Raw genomic sequence first — 19,383 nt, 5'->3', positions numbered from 1 at the left:
AGATGCCGACCCTTTTCAGATCCAGCACCCTCAAGGCCGCGCTTCGCAACGCCGTCCTCGGCCTTGCCGCCGCATCGACCGGCCTCGTCCCGGTGTTTCCAGTCACCCCGGCCGCTGCCCAGGATGCCGTGGTCAATGTCAGCCGGGCTCAGCAGACGATCAAGCTCGGGCTCAACAAGTCGAAGGTGATCGTCATAGATGGCGGTGAGGCGCACGATATCCTCGTCGCCAATCCGGCCGTCGCAGATGCCGTCACGCGTGACGCCAGGCGGATCTACATCTTCGGCAAGCAGATCGGTCAGACCAACATCGTCGTATTCGGCAAGGACGGGACCCGGCCGATTGCAGATATTAACCTGCAGATCGAGCGCGATATCACCGGTCTGGAAGCCTCGATCCGCAAATATGTGCCGGATTCCAACGTCACCGTCGAGATGATCAACGACAACGTCGTCCTGACGGGTCAGGTCTCCACCCCCCAGGACGCCGCCAGGGTCGAGCGCCTCGCCAACCTCTTCGTCACCGGCGGCGAGGGCACCACCGGCCAGTACATCCAGTCGGCCTCCGCGACGGGCTCCGGCGAGGGCAGCGGCGCCGACGTCGCCTTCGCCCAGGAAAACCGCCGCCAGAGCCAGATCGTCAATCTCCTGCAGATCGCCGGCGAGGATCAGGTGACGCTGAAGGTCACCGTCGCCGAAGTGCAGCGCTCGATCGTCAAGCAACTCGGCCTCAACGGCACGCTGTCCTCGGCCATCGACGGCATGAGCTTCGGCCTCGTCAGCGACAATCCCTTCGGCCTCGGCAAGGCGCTGTCGGGCAGCGGCGGTCTCATCAAAGGCACGATCGGCACGACGTCGATCGATTCGGAGATCTCCGCCCTCGAGCAGGCCGGGGTGATGCGCACCCTCGCCGAGCCGAGCCTGACGGCGATCTCCGGTGAAAAGGCGAGCTTCAAGGTCGGCGGCAGCTTCACCGTCTCCGACGGCAAGTCGGAGCAGTCGGAGAAGAGCACGCCGATCCTCAATGCCGCCGGCCAGATCGTCGGATACGACGTCGAACCGGCGACGGTCACCTACAATCAGAAGGACATCGACTACGGTATCGGCCTCGACTTCACCCCGGTGGTGCTGTCGGCCGGCCGGATCAATCTGAAGATCCGCACCAGCGTCTCCGAGCCGACCTTCGAGAGCCCGTTCAACATTCCGCGCGGCGTCGCCCCCGGCGTCAACACCATCGGTCTCAGGAAGCGGCTCGCCGACACCACCGTCGAGATGCCGTCCGGCGGTTCGCTGGTGATCGCCGGCCTCGTCCGCGACGAGGTGCGCCAGGTGGTCTCGGGTCTTCCCGGCCTCGCCAAGATCCCGGTCCTCGGCTCCTTGTTCCGCAGCCGCGACTTCCAGCGCTACGAGACCGAACTGGTGGTGATCGTCACGCCCTATCTCGTGCGGCCGGTGGCCCGGCAGGCTCTGGCCCGGCCCGACGACGGCTTCGCCCTGTCGAGCGACGGCTCGGCGAATTTCCTCGGCCGGCTGAACAGGGTCTACGGCCACATGGACACGCAGCTTCCGCCCGGCCGCTACTACGGCGCCGTCGGTTTCATCTACAAGTGAGCGCTCGAGGGATCGTACGACCGTGACACAGCATCCTCTCCTTTCGCGTCGAGCTTTGGAAGGGCCCGGCAAAGTTCGCCGCCCGGCACTCGGCAGCCGCGGTCTGGCCCTCGCCGCCCTCACCCTCTTCGCCGGCTGCGCCAACGTCCATCACGTCGAGGTCGGCGCGGTTCCCGACGACTACCGGACCCGCCATCCGATCGTCGTCACCCAGGCCGAGACGGCGATCGACATCCCCGTCAGCTCGTCCGAGTCCAAGCTGACTTTGTCCAGCCGCGGCCGAGTCGAGGAATTTGCGAGCAGGTTCCGCTCCGACAAGGTCGATTCGATCCGGGTGCTCGTGCCCTATGGATCGACCAACGAGAGAGCGGCCGAGATGGTCTCGCGGGACGTCGTCCGGGTGCTGCAGCAGCACCGGATCGGCCGCAGCCAGATCCTGGTCGCGCCCTATTCGGCGGTCGGCGACACCGGCCCGACCCCGGTCCGGCTCGCCTATTCGACCCTCGTCGCACAGACCGGACCCTGCGGGCGCTGGCCGGAGGATCTCTCGGAGACGAGCGAGAACAAGAACTACTACAATTTCGGCTGTGCCAGCCAACAGAACCTCGCCGCCCAGATCGCCGACCCGCGCGACCTTCTCGGGCCCCGCGGCATGGATCCCTCCGACGCCCAGCGCCGGACGACGGTGATCGACAACTATCGTAATGGCAAGGCGACCGCCTCCGAGGCGATGAAAGCCGAGTCGGACTACGAATGGTGATGGGGACGATGTCGATGGAAAGCACCCTCACTGCCGAAACCGGCCCGCTCGGGCCGGAAGATCGCCAGCAGATCGAAAAGGTCCGGCCGATCCCGCGCATTTCGATCCAGGCCTTCTGCGAGACCGAGGCGGTGGCCAAGCCGATCGAGCGGGTCGGCTCCGACCGGCGCATGTCGAAGGCCCATCTGAAGGTCCAGATGGGGGGAATCAAGGCGGCGAGCGAGCATTTCCAGTCGGCGCCGACGCCCAATCTGGTGATCCTCGAATCGCGGCTTTCGCCGCTCGATCTCCTGACCGAACTCGAACTCCTGGCCGATGTCTGCGATCCGGGCTCGAAGGTCGTGATCATCGGCCACTACAACGACGTGCCGCTCTACCGCGACCTGATGCATCGAGGAATTTCCGAATATCTCGTCGCGCCGGTGTCGGTCGGCGACGTGATGACGGTGATCGGCGAACTCTTCGCCAGCGAAGGTGTCGAGCCCCTCGGCCGCTCCATCGCCTTCGTCGGCGCCAAGGGCGGCGTCGGCTCCTCGACCATCGCCCACAACGTCGCCTGGTCGATCTCCAAGCTGTTCTCGACCGACGTCGTGCTCGCCGATCTCGACCTCGCCTTCGGCACCGCCAACATCAATTTCGACCAGGATCCGACGCAAGGCATGGCCGAGGCGTTGCAATCGGCCGAACGGATCGACGACGTCTATCTCGACCGCCTGCTCGCCCAATGCGCCGAGCATCTGTCGCTGCTCGCCGCCCCCTCCGTCCTCGACCGCACCTACGACTTCGAGGGCGACGCCTTCAACGCCTTGATCGAGACGGCGCAGCGCGGCGCGCCGGCGGTGCTCCTCGACGTGCCGCATCTTTGGAACGAATGGACGCGCACCGTCCTGGCGCGGGCCGATCAGGTGGTGATCACGGCGGTGCCCGATCTCGCCAATCTGCGCAACGCCAAGAACCTCGTCGACACGCTGGCGAAGATGCGGCCGAACGATGCGCCGCCGTATCTGATCCTCAACCAGCTGGCGATGCCGAAACGGCCGGAGATTTCCGCCGCCGAATTCTCCGAGCCGCTCGGCCTCGAACCGCTCGGGGAAATCCAGTTCGACCCCGCCATCTTCGGCAATGCCGCAAACAGCGGCCGGATGATCGCCGAGACCGACGTCAAGCACGCCTCGGTTCCGGTCTTCAACCACGTCGCCCACGTCCTGACCGGGCGGGGCGAGGCGAAGAAGGCAAAGAAGCCGAGCCTTCTGGGCCGGCTGCGAATGAAATCGTAAGGCGCTCGGGAGTTCCCACATGTTCGGCAAACGCGGAAACGAGAAGGCGCCCATTCGCGACGTCGCGACCATGCCGCGGCCGGCGACGACCCCGTCCGGTCCGCAGCCCGCGGCGGCCGCACCCCGCCCCGCCGCCGCGCCGCCGCCGCCGCGGCCGGCTGCCCCCGCGCCGACCCCTCAGCGCGGCGCCGGCGACCGCTCGCCGGAATATTACGAGCGCAAGAGCCAGGTCTTCGCGGCGCTGATCGACACGATCGACCTGTCGCAGCTCGCCGGCATGGAGCAGGAGGCGGCCCGCGAGGAAATCCGCGACATCGTCAACGACATCATCGCGATCAAGAACTTCGCGATGTCGATCGCCGAGCAGGAGGACCTGCTCTCCGACATCTGCAACGACGTCCTCGGCTATGGCCCGCTGGAGCCGCTGCTCGCCCGCGACGACATCGCCGACATCATGGTCAACGGCATGCAGCAGACCTTCATTGAGGTCGCCGGCAAGGTGCAGGAGACCTCGATCCGCTTCCGTGACAACCAGCAGCTCCTCAACATCTGCCAGCGCATCGTCAGCCAGGTCGGCCGGCGCGTCGACGAGACCTCGCCGATCTGCGACGCGCGCCTTCCCGACGGCTCACGCGTCAACGTCATCGCGCCGCCGCTCGCCATCGACGGAGCCGCGCTGACCATCCGAAAGTTCAAGAAGGACAAGCTGACCCTCGACCAGCTCGTCCAATACGGCTCGATCACGCCGGCCGGCGCCGAGATCCTGCAGATCATCGGCCGCGTCAGGTGCAACATCGTCATCTCCGGCGGCACCGGCTCGGGCAAGACGACGCTGCTCAACTGTCTCACCCGCTACATCGACTCCGACGAGCGCATCATCACCTGCGAGGACTCGGCCGAGCTGCAGCTGCAGCAGCCGCACGTCGTCCGGCTCGAGACCCGGCCGCCCAACATCGAGGGCGAGGGCGAGATCACCATGCGCGACCTCGTCAAGAACTGCCTGCGCATGCGCCCCGAGCGGATCATCGTGGGCGAGGTTCGCGGCCCGGAAGTCTTCGATCTCCTCCAGGCGATGAACACCGGCCATGACGGCTCGATGGGCACCATCCACTCCAACTCGCCGCGCGAGTGCCTGAACCGCATGGAATCGATGATCGCCATGGGCGGCTATTCGCTGCCCTCGCGCACGGTGAAGGAGATCATCACCGGCTCGGTCGACGTCATCGTCCAGGCGGCGCGCCTGCGCGACGGTTCGCGCCGCATCACCCACATCACCGAGGTGATCGGCATGGAGGGCGACGTCATCACCACCCAGGATCTCTTCGTCTACGACATCATCGGCGAGGACGCCAACGGCAAGCTCATCGGCCGGCATCGCTCGACCGGCATCGGCCGGCCCGCCTTCTGGGACCGGGCGCGCTATTTCGGCGAGGAGCAGCGGCTCGCCCGGGCGCTCGACGCCAGTTCCGTCGACAATCTGGACGCGGGCAACTGAGCCATGAACACCGGCATGCTCATCCTCTTCGTGCTCTTGTCGGCGGTGGCGGCCGGCGGCATCGCCTTCGCCATCGTCCAGCCGACGCTTGCCCGTGAGAAGAAGATCGAGCAGCGGCGCAGCACCTTCGCGCGCAGCGAAAGCGACCGGCAGAACCACAAGGCCCATCGCGACCGGCTGCAGGAGCAGGTCAAGCGCCGCAAGACCATCCAGAGCTCGCTGAAGGACCTCGAGGTCCGCCAGCGCGAGCACGACAAGCACGTGACCAAGGTGCCGCTGAAGCGGCGGCTCGAACAGGCCGGATGGTCGATGAGCGTCGGCCAGTTCTGGATGATCGGGGCGGGCTTCGGGCTGTTCGCGGCCCTCGTCTGCCTCATCCTCGGATCGCCGCTCTTCGTCGTCCTCGGCGTGATGGTCATCGCCGGGCTGGGCGTGCCGCGCTACCTGCTGTCGCGGGCCCGCAGGAAGCGCTTCGCCGCTTTCACCCAGGAATTTCCGAACGCGATCGACCTGATCGTGCGCGGCGTCAAGTCCGGCCTGCCGCTGAACGACACCTTGCGGATGGTCTCCTCCGAAACCTCGGAGCCGGTCCGCTCGGAATTTCGCCGCATCGTCGAGAGCCAGCAGATGGGCATGTCGATCGGCGACGCCGTCGAACGGCTCTATCGCAACATCCCGACCTCCGAATCGAACTTCTTCGCCATCGTCATCGGCATTCAGGCCCAGGCCGGTGGCAATCTGTCCGAGGCGCTCGGCAACCTGTCGCGGGTGCTGCGCGAGCGCAAGAAGATGCGCGACAAGATCCAGGCGGTGTCGATGGAAGCCAAGGCCTCCGCCGGCATCATCGGCTCGCTGCCGGTGCTCGTCTTCGTCCTCGTGACGCTGACCAATCCCGAATATATCAGCCTGCTCTACACCAACATCTGGGGTCAGATCCTGATGGGTATCAGCGCGTTCTGGATGCTGCTGGGCGTTCTGGTGATGAAGAAGATGATCAATTTCGACTTCTGATACGACGTCCGGCAGGTCCCTTCGCCATGCCGGACTTCGAGACGCGCGATGGCCGCGCGGGCGCGCATGCGGTGTCCGGTCGCTTCGACCGCACGACCCGATGAGCGGAGCCTTCGCGATCAGACTGCGACCATTCGCCGGAAGGCCGTTCAAAGGGTTGGCCCACCATGGATGAGATATTTCAAACCGTCGGCCTGTCGACGCAGATCGTCCTCGCCGCCATCGTCGCGATCGGCGTCTTCACCTCCTTCCTGGCCGTCGCGCTCCCGGCGATGAGCGGCAACAAGCTGAAGGGCCGGATGAAGGCCGTGGCGCTCGAGCGCGACCAGATCCGGGCCCGGGAACGGGCGCGACTCGCCTCGGAAAAGGAGCGCGGCCGCGGCCTACGCCAGGTCGACAACCGCGGCATCGCCGGCGTGGTGGTCGAGCGGCTCAATCTGCGCAAGGCCCTCGTCGACGACAAGACGGTCGGCACCTTGCGGGCGGCGGGTTATCGCGGCCAGCGGCCGCTGACGCTGTTCCTGTTCGCGCGGGTGGCGCTGCCGCTGGTCTTCCTGGCCGTCGCCGCCTTCTACATCTTCGGGCTGGGGTTTCTCGAGGACTGGCCGATGGCGGCTCGCATCCTCGTCGTCCTGATCGCCGCCTATTTCGGCTTCTACATCCCGGTGATCCTCGTCAAGAACACCGCGACCAAGCGCCGCCAGTCGATCGGGCGGGCTTGGCCGGACGCGCTCGATCTCCTGCTCATCTGCGTCGAGTCCGGCAATTCGATCGAAGCGGCCTTTCGCCGGGTGGCCGAGGAAATCGGCATCCAGTCGATCCCGCTTGCCGAGGAACTCATCCTCCTGACCGCCGAACTTTCCTTCCTGCCGGATCGCAGAACCGCCTATGAGAACCTCGTGGCGCGAACCGGTCTGGAAGGCGTCAAGTCTGTCGCCACGGCACTGATCCAGGCGGAGCGATACGGCACGCCGCTCGGCCAGGCCTTGCGCGTCATGTCCCAGGAAAATCGCGACCTGCGGATGAACAATGCGGAGAAGAAGGCCGCCGCGCTGCCGCCCAAGCTGACCGTGCCGATGATCGTCTTCTTCCTGCCGGTTCTCTTCGTCGTCATCCTCGGCCCTGCGGTGATCCGCCTCCTCGGCCTCGACTGATCGGGCGCCGAACGCCGCTTCGGCGCTCGGTGGGGGCGAAGGATGTTCCGGCCCTGGCGTCACTCGGCGAGGTCGACCGCCGCGAAGTCGTGGAAGCCGAGCGGGCTGGTGACGAAGTTCTTCACTTCGGCCCGGGTGGCGGAGAGCATCTTTGCGCTGGCGATCGGCACCCAGGGGGCGGCGTCGTGGAAGATCCTCTGAGCCTCGGCATAGAGCGCCGCGCGGCGCTTTCGGTCGGTCGTCCGGCTGGCCTCGCCGACCAGCCTGTCATAGCGCTGGTCGCACCAGCGGGCGATGTTGGTGCCGCGTTCGGCCGCTGAGCAGGACAGCAGCGTCTCCATGAAATCGTCCGGATCGCCGTTGTCGCCGATCCATCCGGCGAGGGCGAGCGTCGTCTCGCCGTCCATCAGCTTTCGCCAGTAGCTTTGCCAAGGGGCGGAATTCTCCTCCACCATGATCCCGAGCGGTTCGAGATCGACGGCGATCATGTGGGCCATCCGCTTGGCGTCGGGATTGTAGGTCCGGCTGTCCGGCGGATACCACAGATCGATCTTCAGCCCGGAGGTCACGCCGGCCTCGAGCAGCAGTCGGCGCGCTTCCGGCGGGTCGTAGCGATAGGGTTCGATCGTGCCGTCGCTCGCCCATGAGGTTGCCGGCAGGGGACCAGCGGCAAGGCTTGCCGTGCCGGGATAGATGGCCGACAGGATCGCCTCGCGGTCGATCGCCATGTTGATGGCGCGGCGGACGCGGACGTCGTCGAAGGGCTTGCGGTTCGTGTTGACGGCGAGATAGCCGATGGTCAGCCCGGGCGTCGCCGAGAGCCTCAGCCGGGGATCTGTCTCGATCGCCGCCGCGTCGACCGGATCTGGCGAGGCGGCGACATGGCATTCCCCGCTTTTCAGCTTCTGCAGCCGCGAGGACGCCGTCGGCGTGAACGAGAACACCAGCGTGTCGATCTTCGGCCGGCCGCGCCAATGGCCGTCGAAGGCCTGGTAGCGGATGGCGATGTCGCCGTGATCGGCCAGCCGGAACGGCCCGGTGCCGACCGGCCGGCGGTCGAAGCGTTCGGGCGTGCCCTGCTGGCGCATCCGGAAGGCGTATTCGAACGACTGGACCGCGTTGATCGGCATGGCGAGGTCGGCGAGGAACGGCGCGTCCGGCCGCTTCAGCCGGAACCTCACCGTCCGTTCGTCGATCGCTTCCACGCGCTCGACGATCTGCGTCAGCCGAATGCCGCGGAACTCGGCGTAATCGGCGCCACCGAACTTTCCGGCTGCCGCGGAACCGGGAAGCTGGCGTTCGAAGCTGAAGACGACGTCCTCGGCATTCATCGGCCGGGTCGGTGCGAAATCCTTGTTGGAATGGAACGCCACGCCCGGGCGCAGGCGAAACGTATAGTCGCGTCCGTCCGGGGAGATGGTCCAGCTTTCGGCCAAGGCGGGCACGACGTCGGTCGTTCCGGGGGCGAAGGCGACGAGGGTGTCGAAGACCGGCCTGATCGCGTCCATCGCGACGCTCGACGCCGCATGGGACGGCGAGAGCGTTTCGGGCTTGCCTTCCGAACAGAACACCAGCGTCTTGGCCCCGGCGGAAGGGGCAGCCGCCAGGACGGCGACGACGAGGGCGAAGGCGCGCAAAAAGAGGGCGGTCACGCGGAAAATGCTCCTGTCGATCTCATCGCGGCCGCGTCGGCCACTTCGGGCTCCGCCTTCTCGCCGGCCGATGGGTGCGGCGCTTCGCGCATCCGCGGCAGGTCGATGACGAAGCGCGTGCCATCGCCAAGGGTGCTCGAAGCGACGATCGTGCCCCCAAGCGTCGACGTGACGAGGTTGTAGACGATGTGCAGGCCGAGGCCGGTCGAGCCGGAGGCCCGGCCGGTGGTGAAGAACGGATCGAAGATCTTGCCGAGATCGTGGCCGGGAATGCCGCGGCCGTCGTCGGAGAAGTCGATGCGCACACCGTCGGGACCGTTGCGCCGGACGACCACCGCGATCCGCCCGGTCTCGCCCTCGGCGAAGGCATGGGCGTAGGCGTTGGTCAGAAGATTGGTGAGGACCTGGGAGAGCGCGCCCGGATAGGTGGACATGGCGATGTCCGCCGCGCAGTCGACGCTGACCTCGTGGGGGTGGCGCTTGCGCATCGGACCGAGGCTGCGGAACAGATCGGCGACGAAGTCGTCCATCTGGAAGGCGCGCCGCTCGCCGCTGGCCTGATCGGCGGCCACCTGCTTGAAGCTGGCGACGAGGCCGGCGGCCCGTTCGAGATTGGCGTCGATGAGCTCGGCGCCTTCGCCGCTGCGCGTGATGAAGTCGTCGAAGGCCTGGCGGGTGACCTTGCCTGCGCCGGTCGCCCGGCGGAACCGCTCGGTCTCCTCGCGCAACACCGTCGCGGTGGTCAAGGCCACCCCGAGCGGCGTGTTGATCTCGTGGGCGATGCCGGCGACGAGCTGGCCGAGCGATGCGAGCTTCTCGCTCTGGATCAGCTCGCCCTGGGTCCGCTTCAGGGCGGCGAGCGCCTGCTCGGTTTCTTCCTTCGCTTGATAGAGCGCAGCCTCGCGCTTGTGGAGTTCGGCGAGGAAATGGTTGGTCGCGCGGGTCATCCGACCGACCTCGTCGCCGCGCTCGGATTCGGCGAGGGCGCCCAGCGCCGGGTCGGCGGCGCGGTCCAGCATGCCCTTTTCGAGCCGTTTGAGCGGTCGGGTGATCGAGCGGGCGACGGCGAGGCCGAAGGCCATCGCCACCAACAGGCAGAAGCCGGCGCTGACGATGAGGATGCGCCGCGCCGCCACGCCGGTTGCGTCGGCGTTCTTCGAGAGCGAGGCGTTGAGGTTGGAGACCTCGAAGACGATGCCCGCCGAGGCGATCGCCATGCGTCGCAGAATCGCGTTCTGGGCGGTGAGCCCATCCCGCGAGGCGGATAGCTCCCGGCGCCAGGAGTCCAGGGTGTCCAGCATTTCGGACTGGACGAGAGGCGAGATCGGCAGCGCGGCGATCGCCTCGCGCAGGCTGGCATTCCTGGCGATCATCGCGGCGACGGCCTCGCTGTCGCGGCGACGCATCGCCTCGCGCGTCGTCTCGCCGAGCCGGATGGTCTCGATGGCGACGTTCTGGGCTCCCTGTCCGGAGGCCTGCGCGGCGAGCGCTTCGTCGAGAAGGCCCGAAAATCCCTCCTGGGAGGCCCGGACGGCGCTGCCGTCGATCTTCAGGCCGCGATCGAGAAAGGCCAGCAACGCATCGGGCGAGCCGCCGGAACGGAAGGCGCGAAATTCAGCGTCGAACTCGCCGAGCTTGTCGCTGCGGCCGGCGGAGCCGAGGGCGGCGCGAAAGCTCTCCGCGGCGTTCGAGAGTCGCGTGTCGACGAGTTCGTCTTCGCTCGCCGGCAGGATGGTCGAAGGCGTCGTGTCGCCCGTCCGTTGGCCCGGTGCCGCCTCGGCGCCCGGCGCGGCATCCTCATCCACCCGCCGCATCCAGGCCTCGACCACGGTCTGGCGCATCAGGACCGTCGTGCGGGAAAGATCGACCGCCTCGGCCATCGCGGCGTTGCGCCGGCGCAGCTGCGACACGACGGCGATGCTGGCGGCATGCTGGCGGCTGCGCGCCTCCTCGGCGAGCGTCGTCAGACGATCGAGCCGGGTGTCCATGGCCCGGGCGCGCAGGTCGTTCTCCTCGATGGCGATCTGCAATTCGCCCATCGCCCGCCGAAACCGTTCGAGCGAGCCGATCGTCGTGGTGATCGCCTCGGCATGGTCCGGATCCGTCGTGCTCGCGGCGATTTCGGAGAGGCCCGTCGTCGCGGCGACGATGCTGGCCATGAAGGCGCCGAGATGGGTGTTGCGGTCCACGGGGACGGCGGCGATGAAATCGTCCCGGGCGCTCATCGCCGAGACGACGTTGCGAAACACCGTCGAAACGATCAGGGCGTCGCGCCGTGCCTGGTCGGCGCGATCGAGAAGGAGAATGGCGGCGATGCCGAAGGCGACGGCGAGGACGATCGGCGTCGCACCGACGAGGAAGACCCTGCGCGTGATCGAGAGCCGGAAGATGCCGCCGCCCTTTCGAAGAGACGCGATGTCGAAGGGCGATGGCCGGGGCTGCGTCCGGCCCGTCAGGACGTGGTCCGCCATCACCATCGGGGCGCCGAACCCGCCGACGTCATCCGCCGTTCCGCGTGAAAACGATACCGCTTCATCCTACCGAATACGCCGTGACCTTCAAACCCGAACGACGCCAAGGCCGGCCGATCGCATCAGCCCCGAACGCCTTTCGGGCTCTTATGTCATCTGTGTTTCGCGCGCATTTCGTCGGTTTGTCGGCTCGTGGCGGCAAGGTGGCGGTTGCCGCGCATAGGCGGTCAGTCGGGCGAGAACATGTAGCCGACGCCGCGCACCGTGCGGATCACCGTCGGCCGTGCGGGATCCGGCTCGATCTTCTTGCGGATGCGGGTGATCCTGACGTCGACGGCCCGGTCGAAGGGCTCGGAGTCCCTCGCGCTGGCGAGATCGAGGAGCCGCTCGCGCGACAGGACGCGGCGGGGGTTTTCGACGAAGGCCTTCAGAAGCGAGAATTCGCTGTGGACCAGTGGCTGTTCCTCGCCATCCTCGCCCCGCAGCGACTGGGCGTCGAGATCGAGCCACTTGGTGCCGATGCGCACCTCGCGGCGCGGCTGCGCCGGTTCAGGTGCGCGGGCGGCCGCCTGCGCCAGAGCCCGCCGCATGACCGAGCGGATGCGGGCCAGAAGCTCGCGCAGTTCGCAGGGCTTGGCGAGGTAGTCGTCGGCGCCGAGCTCCAGCCCGACGACGCGGTCGACGAGGCTTGCCGTCGCGGTCAGCATGATCACCGGTATGTCGGTGCTGCTCTTCAGGCTGCGAACGATCGACAACCCGTCCTCGCCCGGCATGTTGAGATCGAGGACGATCAGATCGGGCCGTTCCGTCTCCATCTGCTTGCGCATCGACGCGCCGCCGTCGAGCAGCCGGACGCAGTAGCCGTTCATGGCCAGGTAGTCGCCGATCAGTTCGCGCGTTTCCGGCTCGTCGTCGACGACGAAAATCCGTGGTTCGACCATCACTCTAGCGCGTCTCCAACAGCGGGATCAGGATCGAGAAGGAAGCGCCTCCGAGCGGACCCTTCTCCTCGACGACGATTTCGCCCTGGTGCAGCTCGACGATCTTCGCAACGATCGACAGCCCGAGGCCGGTCGAGCTTTCGCCGGCCGTCGGCTGGGCCGAAAGCCGCTGAAAACGCCCGAACAGGCGAGCCGTATCCTGGGCGTTTAGGCCGGGGCCGGAGTCGGAAACCGTCACCCGCGCCTGACCATCGAGGCGCGCCGCCTCGATCCTGATCTCGCCGCCGAGGGGCGTGTACTTCAGGGCGTTGCTGACGAGATTGTCGATCGCTTCGGCCAGCCGGTCCGGATCGCCCTCGACGTCGAGGGGACCGTCGGCGAAGACGGCGAGCCGCTGCTCCTTCCTTTCGGCGAGCATGCGGCTGAGTTCGGCGGTGGCCGCGACGATCGCCGCGAGATCGACGGGGCGCCGCTCCACCGAGATGTCGAGGGCGTCGGCGAGGGCGTCGGCGATCGACATGTCGACGATCCGGGTCATCCGCTCGGCGGAGGCGCGGATGTGGCCGACCTGCTTGGCGAAGCGCTCGCGGAGCGGCTCCTCGAGGCTTTCAGTGAGGGTCGCCATCATCTCGCTGCGTCCGAGAATGACCGCGATCGGGTTCTTCAGGTCGTGGGCGATGGTGCCGAGGATCTCGTTCTTGAAGGCGTTGACGCGCTTCAACAGCGCCCCTTGCGCCTCCAGCCGCTCGTTGGCGCCGGCGAGCTCCTGCGTCCGCCGCGCGACCCGTTCCTCCAGCTCCTCGTTGGCGAGGCGCAGTTCGTCGTAGAGCCGGGCATTGTCGAAGGCGATGGCGAGCTTGGCGGAAAACACCGAGACGAGGGAGGCCTGGGTCTCGGTGAGATCGTCCTCCGTCGCCAGCGCCACCAGGATCTCCGCCCCGCTGCCGGTCTTGACGAACAGGCAGACCAGCCCGTCGCTGCGCACCGGCCGGCCGGCAGCGGCGGCCGTCGCGAACAATCCGCTCCGGTCGATGCCGTTCTCGCCGTCGGCTTCGAACTTGCCGAGACCGGCCAGTACCAGCGGATTGGCGCCGTTCGTCTCACGCATGATCAGGATGCCGTCGGTCTCGATCTCCAGAAGCGCGGAGATCTGGATCAGGACCCCCTGGGCCAGCGTCTTCAGCGAGCGGTCGTCGAACAGCGACGCGGAGGCGCCGACGATCATCTCGAGGCCGATCCGGGTGTCGTCGAGGCGCTTCAGATGGTCGTAGCTGCGGAACGCCGCCGTCAGAGTGGTGAACAGCTTGTCGGCGGTCAGCTCGGTCTTGGCCTTGTAGTCGTTGATGTCGTAGTCGACGACGACCTGGCGCTCGGGCGCCTGGCCCGGCTGGCCGGTTCTCAGGATGATGCGGATGAGCTCGTTGTTCAGCTCCTCGCGGATCGCCTTGGCGAGCTTCAGCCCGGCGTCCTCGGTCTCCATGACGACGTCGAGAAGAACGACGGCAGTGTCGGGATTGGCTCTCAGGAGTTCGAGCCCGTCCGCGGCGGAATGGGCGCCGATCAGTTCGAGACCGTAGCCGTTGATGGCGAAGTGGCGCAGCGCGAACCGCGTCCCCTCGTGCACGGCCTCGTCGTCGTCGATCACCGCGAGTTTCCAGCCGGTCTTGTGGCCCGGTTCGGCGCGATCCGCCTCGGGTTCGGCAAATTCCAGAAAATCACTCGGCATGGCTTCGTCGATCGTCTTGAGCGTTCACGGCGTCGTAGGCAACGGGTCGTTGGCCGGCAAAGCATCGTCGTCTGACTATCATACCCGAGGGTAAGATACTGAGCCAGCAAATGCGAACGGGAAATTCGGCGTGATCTTCCGGCAAGGGTTCCGTCCACGAACGCAGGGGAACGTCCACCACCCTTCAGGCCCCGCGGCGCGGCGACAGTCGGCGGCAAGCGACCCGTCAGGATAGAACTCGACTTTCGCCAGATCCGCTCAGAAGCCGACTTCAAATCCGAAAGTCTCGGCAGATCAGATACTTGCCGAGGGACCGCAGGATGCACGCAGATGTCCTATGAGCGGCGGGACGCAAAACGGCTTGCCATGGCGGCCTGCTGCCGTTCATGCTCGGCCGTGCGCGTCGGCCGCTCGAATTCGAGCGTCGGACCGAGGCCGAGATCGGCGCGAAGCCGGGTGCTCATCGTCTCGGCCGGCTGCAGCCGGGCACGTGTCGCCCGGCGGGCGAGGTCGACGAGGCCGGACAACCGCGACAGGCGACCGTCGCGACGGCGCGGGGCCGGCTCTGCCGGACGGGCCGCCGAGAGCGCGGAAAAGGATGGGCTGAGCGATTCCATGACGACATCCAGGATCGTGAGAGCTTGCGAAACGAGATCGCCGAGGCGCCGCCAGGGCGGGACGCCTTGGAGATCTCGCTGGAACGTGCCGTCGGCGACCTCGGTTGGCTTTCGCGTCGACCTGCGGCATCGGATGGTCTGCTAATGGAAGCGCCTGAGCGATTCGCGCGGCGCGAGGAGCCGCGAACGGGATGGACCGGGAGCTGGAACCTTCGGCGCGGTTTTTGAGGCGACGGGATCGGGACGATGCAGACATTCGACCAACTCGACCAGGAACTGGATCGATGGACGGCCGAGGGCCGCGCCGTGCCGCTGTGGTGGCGGGACGACGACGCGGCGACGGCGACGCCGGAACTGACGCGGCTCGTCGCCATGGCGCGGCGCCACCGCCTGCCGCTGGCGATCGCCGCCGTACCGGCGAGGATGGAGCCCGGCCTCGTCGGCGCCCTGTCGGCACCCGGCGTCACCGTGCTGCAGCACGGCTTTGCCCATGTGAACCACGCGGGCGCCGGCAAGCGAGCCGTCGAATGCGGCGGCGACAGGCCGGCGAAGGCGGTGCTGGCCGAACTCGGCGAGGGCATGCGCATGCTGATGCGCGAGTTCGGCGCGAGCTTTTTGCCGATCCTCGTTCCGCCGTGGAACCGGATCGACCCGGCGGTCGCCGCCGGTCTGCAGCAGCAGGGCTATTTCGGCCTGTCGAGCTTTGGCCCGCGGCACTTCGAGGGCCAGGGGGATGGGGGCAAGGGCGGCGAGGGCTCGACGGAAGACGCGCCGCTCGTCCTGCCGCCGCGCTGCGCCGTCATCAACGCCCATCTCGACCTTCTGACCTGGAAAGAGGGGCCGGCCTTTGCGGGCGCGGAGAAGCTGATCCGGCTGTTCGCCGAACGGCTGGAGGACCGGCGGCTCGGCCGCACCGATCCGGCCGAGCCCTTCGGCATCCTCACCCACCATCTCGCCCACGACGAGGCGACGTGGTCGTTCCTCGAGCGACTGCTCGGCCGGCTCGGCTCGCATCCGGCGATCCGCTTCCTGCCGATCACGACGCTCCTCGCCGAAACGCCGGTCCGCTGAGATGACGGCGCGGGTGCGGCCGGCCGGAGAGGCGGATGTCGGCGCCGTCGCAGCCTTCCTGCACCAGCGGATGAACGCCCGCATCCCGGCCGACACGTGGCGCATCCTCCTCGACTATCCCTTCCGGCCGCCCGAGGTCGAGCGCGGCTGGCTGGTGGAGGACGAAGGCGCGGTCGTCGGCTTCATGGGGACGATCTATTCGGACCGCCCGACGTCGCTCGGGCCCCGCCGCTTCTGCGACCTCTCCTCCTGGTATCTGGCGGCGGCCTATCGCGGCACGGGGATCGGCGACGAACTGCTCCGGTCAGGCATGGCGAAGCCCGGCGTCACCTATCAGACGATGACGGCGCGGCGGGCGACGGGGCGCAAGATCCGGGCATTGGGCTTTGCCATCCTCGACGACGCCCGCAGCCTGTTCCGGCCGGGCGAGACGGAGGAGGGATTGCGGCCGATCCGCGATCCGGCCGAGATCCGCGAGCGGCTGACGGCGGAGGAGCGCCGGATGCTCGACGACCATCACGGCCTCGACATCCACCACGCCTTTGTCGAAAGCGGCACCGGGCAGGGCACCTGGTTGGTCTGGCAGCGCAAGCTGAAGGGCGCGGGCGTCGCCTATCACGACGTGCTGCATGCCTCCGCCTACGACTTTCTTTCGGCGCATGCGGCGGCGATCGCCTCTCTCGTCTGCGTCGGCGAGACGGCGGTGCTTTCCATCGACCGGCGGATGATGAACGCGGGCGACGATCCTGGCACGGTCGAAACGATCCCGCTGCCACGCTGGTACCGCTCCATCGACGTCGCGGCGCGGGATGTCGGGCATCTCTATTCGGAGGTGCTGCTGCTCGATCAGAAGCTGCCTTGAGGTTCAGAAGCTCCGATCTCCAGTAGCCTTTCCGTTCGCTGCGATGATTTTGCGTCACACTAGCAAGGAGATAAACGGCAAAATTTGACAGAATGTCTGATTGAAGAGTCGTTTCAATGGGTTGAACATGTCATTGAATCTCTTTCGTTTTTCCAGGTCTCATGCTATGGTGCGTTTGGTGGTGACGCCAGTTGGTAGGGGTGGGTAGAGATGAACCCTGCCTCGCCAGATGAGACGCTTGGCAAGAGTGCTGAGCTATTCGCTCATTTGGAAAACGCCGCTGGGTCCCACCACTGTTCGGGATATCCGTAGAAGCGAAAAATGGCTTGTTGATCTTGATCGAGCGACGCTTTTGATAGGCTCGGTAATAATTTCACTCCATATCCCGATATTTGGCTGCGTGACCTATCTTTGGCCATGCGAGGTAGGAGCGCTTTCGCGAAAGTTGGGTCACAAGAGCCAGTATCGTGCTTGTCACATGACTTAAAGAACGCACTTGCTACAACATCTGCTAATTGCAGCCCTTCGCGATCCCAGTGAGGATACACGAAAAACAAGTCCCGATGCATAACGCTCCAGTCAATCTGGCCCCATGGCAGGAACGGCCTGCTTCGCTTCATTTTAAGCCACTCATAGTACGCGTGCATCTGGGAGTATCGTAGTCCCCCTCTTTCGCTGTATTCCAATCGCAGAAATTTTGATTCACCAAAATCAACAAGCGAGCGCGCCGCAACATAATGAGTCACGCGCTCCAAAAGTACACGTGTCATCCAGCAATAAAACCAGCACTGCGAAGGAATTTTAGAAGCATCTGGATTTGTATAACCTTCAATATTCTTTTTATTGGAGGCTACGATAAAATATCTTGCGGGCAATTTTGCGAGATATTCACATGCTAAGAGTTTTTTATCAGCGCGAAGTTTGTGAAAATGTATTGTTTTTGCCTGCCGAACGCGCAATCTTCCGCGAAGATTTTCAATCCAATCTTTGGTATGTGCCTGATTGGTGGCGCGGATCACGGTGGCGCTCAGAATAAGCCATTCGCTCGACCCCGGAACCGTACGAGGCTTGACGGCTCGAAGGCCGTCGTCGCCCGCTTCGTCAATGTACGCAACGTACCCGTATTCAACTGTCATACAGGGTGCAGCCTATGTTCAATTAAAAACATTAAGTCTCTAGCTATCTTCGGAGTTAGATTCCCGGCTTGCAAAAAGCAATTCATCGCAACGATAAAGCGTATCACCAGTTTAAGCCAGAATGGCTGCTCCTCACGCCACCACCACCAGCCCCAGCGGTTCGCCGGCACCGGCCACCCGCCGGTCGGTCAGGTGGGCAAACGACCGCGGGGGGCGGTAGCCTTGGATGATGGCGGCCTCGAGCGTCCGCGCCGTGGTCAGGGCCATCGTCCCCTCGGCCTTGTTGTGCTTTTCCAGCTTGGCGGCGAGGTTCACCGCCTCGCCGATCACCGTATATTCGAGCCGCGCGGCATCGCCGAGGGCGGCGAAGATGACCCGGCCGGCGGTCGCCGCGCCGTTGAGCGCCAGGCTGAGGCCGGATCCATCGGCATTGTCCTCGCTCCAGCCCTTCGTCGCCTCGACGATCTCGCAGAGCGCGGCCAGCGCATCTGCGGCCGGCGTCTCGCTTTCATGCGCCGCGCCGAAAGTCGCCAGCATGCCGTCGCCGAGATATTTGTCGATCATGCCGCCATGCTTCTCGACGATCGGGACGACGATGGCGTGGAGGGAGACCAGCGTCGCCACCACCGCCTTCGGATCGCGCCCGGCGGCGAAGGCGGAGAAGCCGCGGATGTCGAGGACGATGATCGCGGCGCTGCGCTCGATGCCCTCGCCGGCGACGATGGCGTCCTCAGAGCTCGTGATCGCCGCCTCGACCGGCGCCGGCAGGAAGCGGCGGATCTCGGCCCGCTCGACCTGTTCGCGCGCCGTCCGGAGGACGAGCTTCTGGGCTCTCGCGACGGCGATGGCGAGGATCGCCGAGACCGCCACCATGACGACGATCTTGTCGACCTCGGCGCCGATCAGGATCCGCGTGCCGTCGATATAGTCGACGAAGCTGCGGGTGATCGCGTCGGTCCCATCCTCGGCGATGGCGTGAATGACCAGCAGAACCCAGCCGAGCGCCGCGACAAGGCCGGTGAGAAGCACCCAGATCGGATCGAAGCGCAGCGCCCTCAGCGCGATGAAAATGAAGACGTAGAGGACTGTCGGTGCTTTCAGGGAGAAGGCTTGCGATTGCTCGTATTGCAGATGGAACGACCAGATCAGGGCATAGAGCAGCGCCACGTCGGCCAGAAGCGAGGCGAACAGGAAGAGCTTCGGCAGCGAGGCGCGATAGGAGAGGTAGAGGCGCAGCAGCGTCAGGCCGAGATAGATGCCGAGGCCGAGCGGCACGAGGCTGTGCGACATGGAATCGACCGGCCTCGGGGCGACCAGATAGAGGCCGAGAATGAAGGCGGCGACGGCGAACTGCACCCAGCCGGTCAGCCTTTCGCTGTCCGCGTCGAAGCGCACGATATCGGCGAGGATGCGCGGCGGCATGGCGCCGGTTGGGCGCGGCACGAAGAGACCGTTCAGCATTTTGCCTTCCTGACTCCACCGGCTCGATAGGCAGGTGCCGATGGCTTTTCGTCGAATTCGACAGCCGCGCAACGGCTCGGCGAAGTCAACTGTGTGTGACGCTTCGGAAACACTCGCACGACGTTGCACCCGCCATCCT

At 66.1% G+C, this 19,383-nt stretch carries 15 protein-coding genes; 8 read left to right on the top strand and 7 right to left on the bottom strand.

Going from position 1 to position 19,383, the window contains the following annotated elements:
• Positions 1-2: 2 nt before the first annotated feature.
• From GTK09_RS09930 to GTK09_RS09905, 6 genes are all read left to right on the top strand, one after another.
• Entirely contained in the window at positions 3-1,610 is a 1,608-nt protein-coding gene (locus GTK09_RS09930) for a type II and III secretion system protein family protein (protein ID WP_163462994.1), read from the top strand.
• 22 nt (positions 1,611-1,632) lie between these two features.
• Complete coding sequence (locus GTK09_RS09925; protein ID WP_312869761.1) at positions 1,633-2,370, top strand: CpaD family pilus assembly protein; 738 nt, start codon at positions 1,633-1,635, stop codon at positions 2,368-2,370.
• Between the two features lie 14 nt (positions 2,371-2,384).
• A complete protein-coding gene (locus GTK09_RS09920) occupies positions 2,385-3,647 on the top strand; it encodes a CpaE/TadZ family protein (protein WP_246217809.1) in 1,263 nt (420 codons plus the stop codon).
• A 19-nt stretch (positions 3,648-3,666) separates the two neighbouring features.
• Positions 3,667-5,142 (top strand): TadA family conjugal transfer-associated ATPase, encoded by a 1,476-nt coding sequence (locus GTK09_RS09915; RefSeq protein ID WP_163462992.1) that lies wholly within the window; start codon positions 3,667-3,669, stop codon positions 5,140-5,142.
• A gap of 3 nt (positions 5,143-5,145) precedes the next feature.
• Entirely contained in the window at positions 5,146-6,153 is a 1,008-nt protein-coding gene (locus GTK09_RS09910) for a type II secretion system F family protein (protein ID WP_163462991.1), read from the top strand.
• 167 nt (positions 6,154-6,320) lie between these two features.
• Positions 6,321-7,307, top strand: a complete 987-nt coding sequence (locus tag GTK09_RS09905; RefSeq protein WP_163462990.1) for a type II secretion system F family protein — start codon at positions 6,321-6,323, stop codon at positions 7,305-7,307.
• 59 nt (positions 7,308-7,366) lie between these two features.
• Here the strand turns inward: GTK09_RS09905 and GTK09_RS09900 are convergent, their stop codons facing one another.
• The 5 genes from GTK09_RS09900 to GTK09_RS09880 all read right to left on the bottom strand — a co-directional run bounded on the left by GTK09_RS09900 (position 7,367) and on the right by GTK09_RS09880 (position 14,714).
• On the bottom strand, positions 7,367-8,959 hold the full coding sequence (locus GTK09_RS09900) for an ABC transporter substrate-binding protein (protein WP_163462989.1): 1,593 nt from the start codon (positions 8,957-8,959) through the stop codon (positions 7,367-7,369).
• The gene (locus tag GTK09_RS09895; protein WP_163462988.1) at positions 8,956-11,436 is read right to left on the bottom strand and encodes a sensor histidine kinase; all 2,481 of its coding nucleotides are present in this window, start codon (positions 11,434-11,436) and stop codon (positions 8,956-8,958) included. Before GTK09_RS09895 ends, GTK09_RS09900 begins: the two co-directional genes overlap by 4 nt.
• Before the next feature lie 221 nt (positions 11,437-11,657).
• Positions 11,658-12,371, bottom strand: a complete 714-nt coding sequence (locus GTK09_RS09890; protein ID WP_203560966.1) for a response regulator — start codon at positions 12,369-12,371, stop codon at positions 11,658-11,660.
• Between the two features lie 4 nt (positions 12,372-12,375).
• Positions 12,376-14,097, bottom strand: a complete 1,722-nt coding sequence (locus tag GTK09_RS09885) for a sensor histidine kinase (protein WP_163462986.1) — start codon at positions 14,095-14,097, stop codon at positions 12,376-12,378.
• 335 nt (positions 14,098-14,432) lie between these two features.
• Positions 14,433-14,714, bottom strand: a complete 282-nt coding sequence (locus GTK09_RS09880) for a hypothetical protein (protein WP_163462985.1) — start codon at positions 14,712-14,714, stop codon at positions 14,433-14,435.
• A gap of 246 nt (positions 14,715-14,960) precedes the next feature.
• Here GTK09_RS09880 and GTK09_RS09875 point away from each other — a divergent pair, with 246 nt between their 5' ends.
• Positions 14,961-15,785 (top strand): polysaccharide deacetylase family protein, encoded by an 825-nt coding sequence (locus tag GTK09_RS09875; RefSeq protein WP_163462984.1) that lies wholly within the window; start codon positions 14,961-14,963, stop codon positions 15,783-15,785.
• Position 15,786: 1 nt separating this feature from the next.
• Entirely contained in the window at positions 15,787-16,647 is an 861-nt protein-coding gene (locus GTK09_RS09870; protein WP_163462983.1) for a GNAT family N-acetyltransferase, read from the top strand.
• A 263-nt stretch (positions 16,648-16,910) separates the two neighbouring features.
• Here GTK09_RS09870 and GTK09_RS09865 read toward each other — a convergent pair whose 3' ends face one another.
• Complete coding sequence (locus GTK09_RS09865) at positions 16,911-17,783, bottom strand: DUF3800 domain-containing protein (protein WP_163462982.1); 873 nt, start codon at positions 17,781-17,783, stop codon at positions 16,911-16,913.
• Positions 17,784-17,915: 132 nt separating this feature from the next.
• Positions 17,916-19,244 (bottom strand): adenylate/guanylate cyclase domain-containing protein, encoded by a 1,329-nt coding sequence (locus GTK09_RS09860; protein WP_163462981.1) that lies wholly within the window; start codon positions 19,242-19,244, stop codon positions 17,916-17,918.
• Positions 19,245-19,383 lie beyond the last annotated feature (139 nt).

Origin of the sequence: Jiella pacifica (genome assembly GCF_010500815.1) — a bacterium.
Lineage (GTDB): Bacteria > Pseudomonadota > Alphaproteobacteria > Rhizobiales > Rhizobiaceae > Jiella > Jiella pacifica.
The sequence above is the reverse complement of the archived record's forward strand: the minus strand, read 5'-3'. Positions and strand labels throughout refer to the sequence as shown.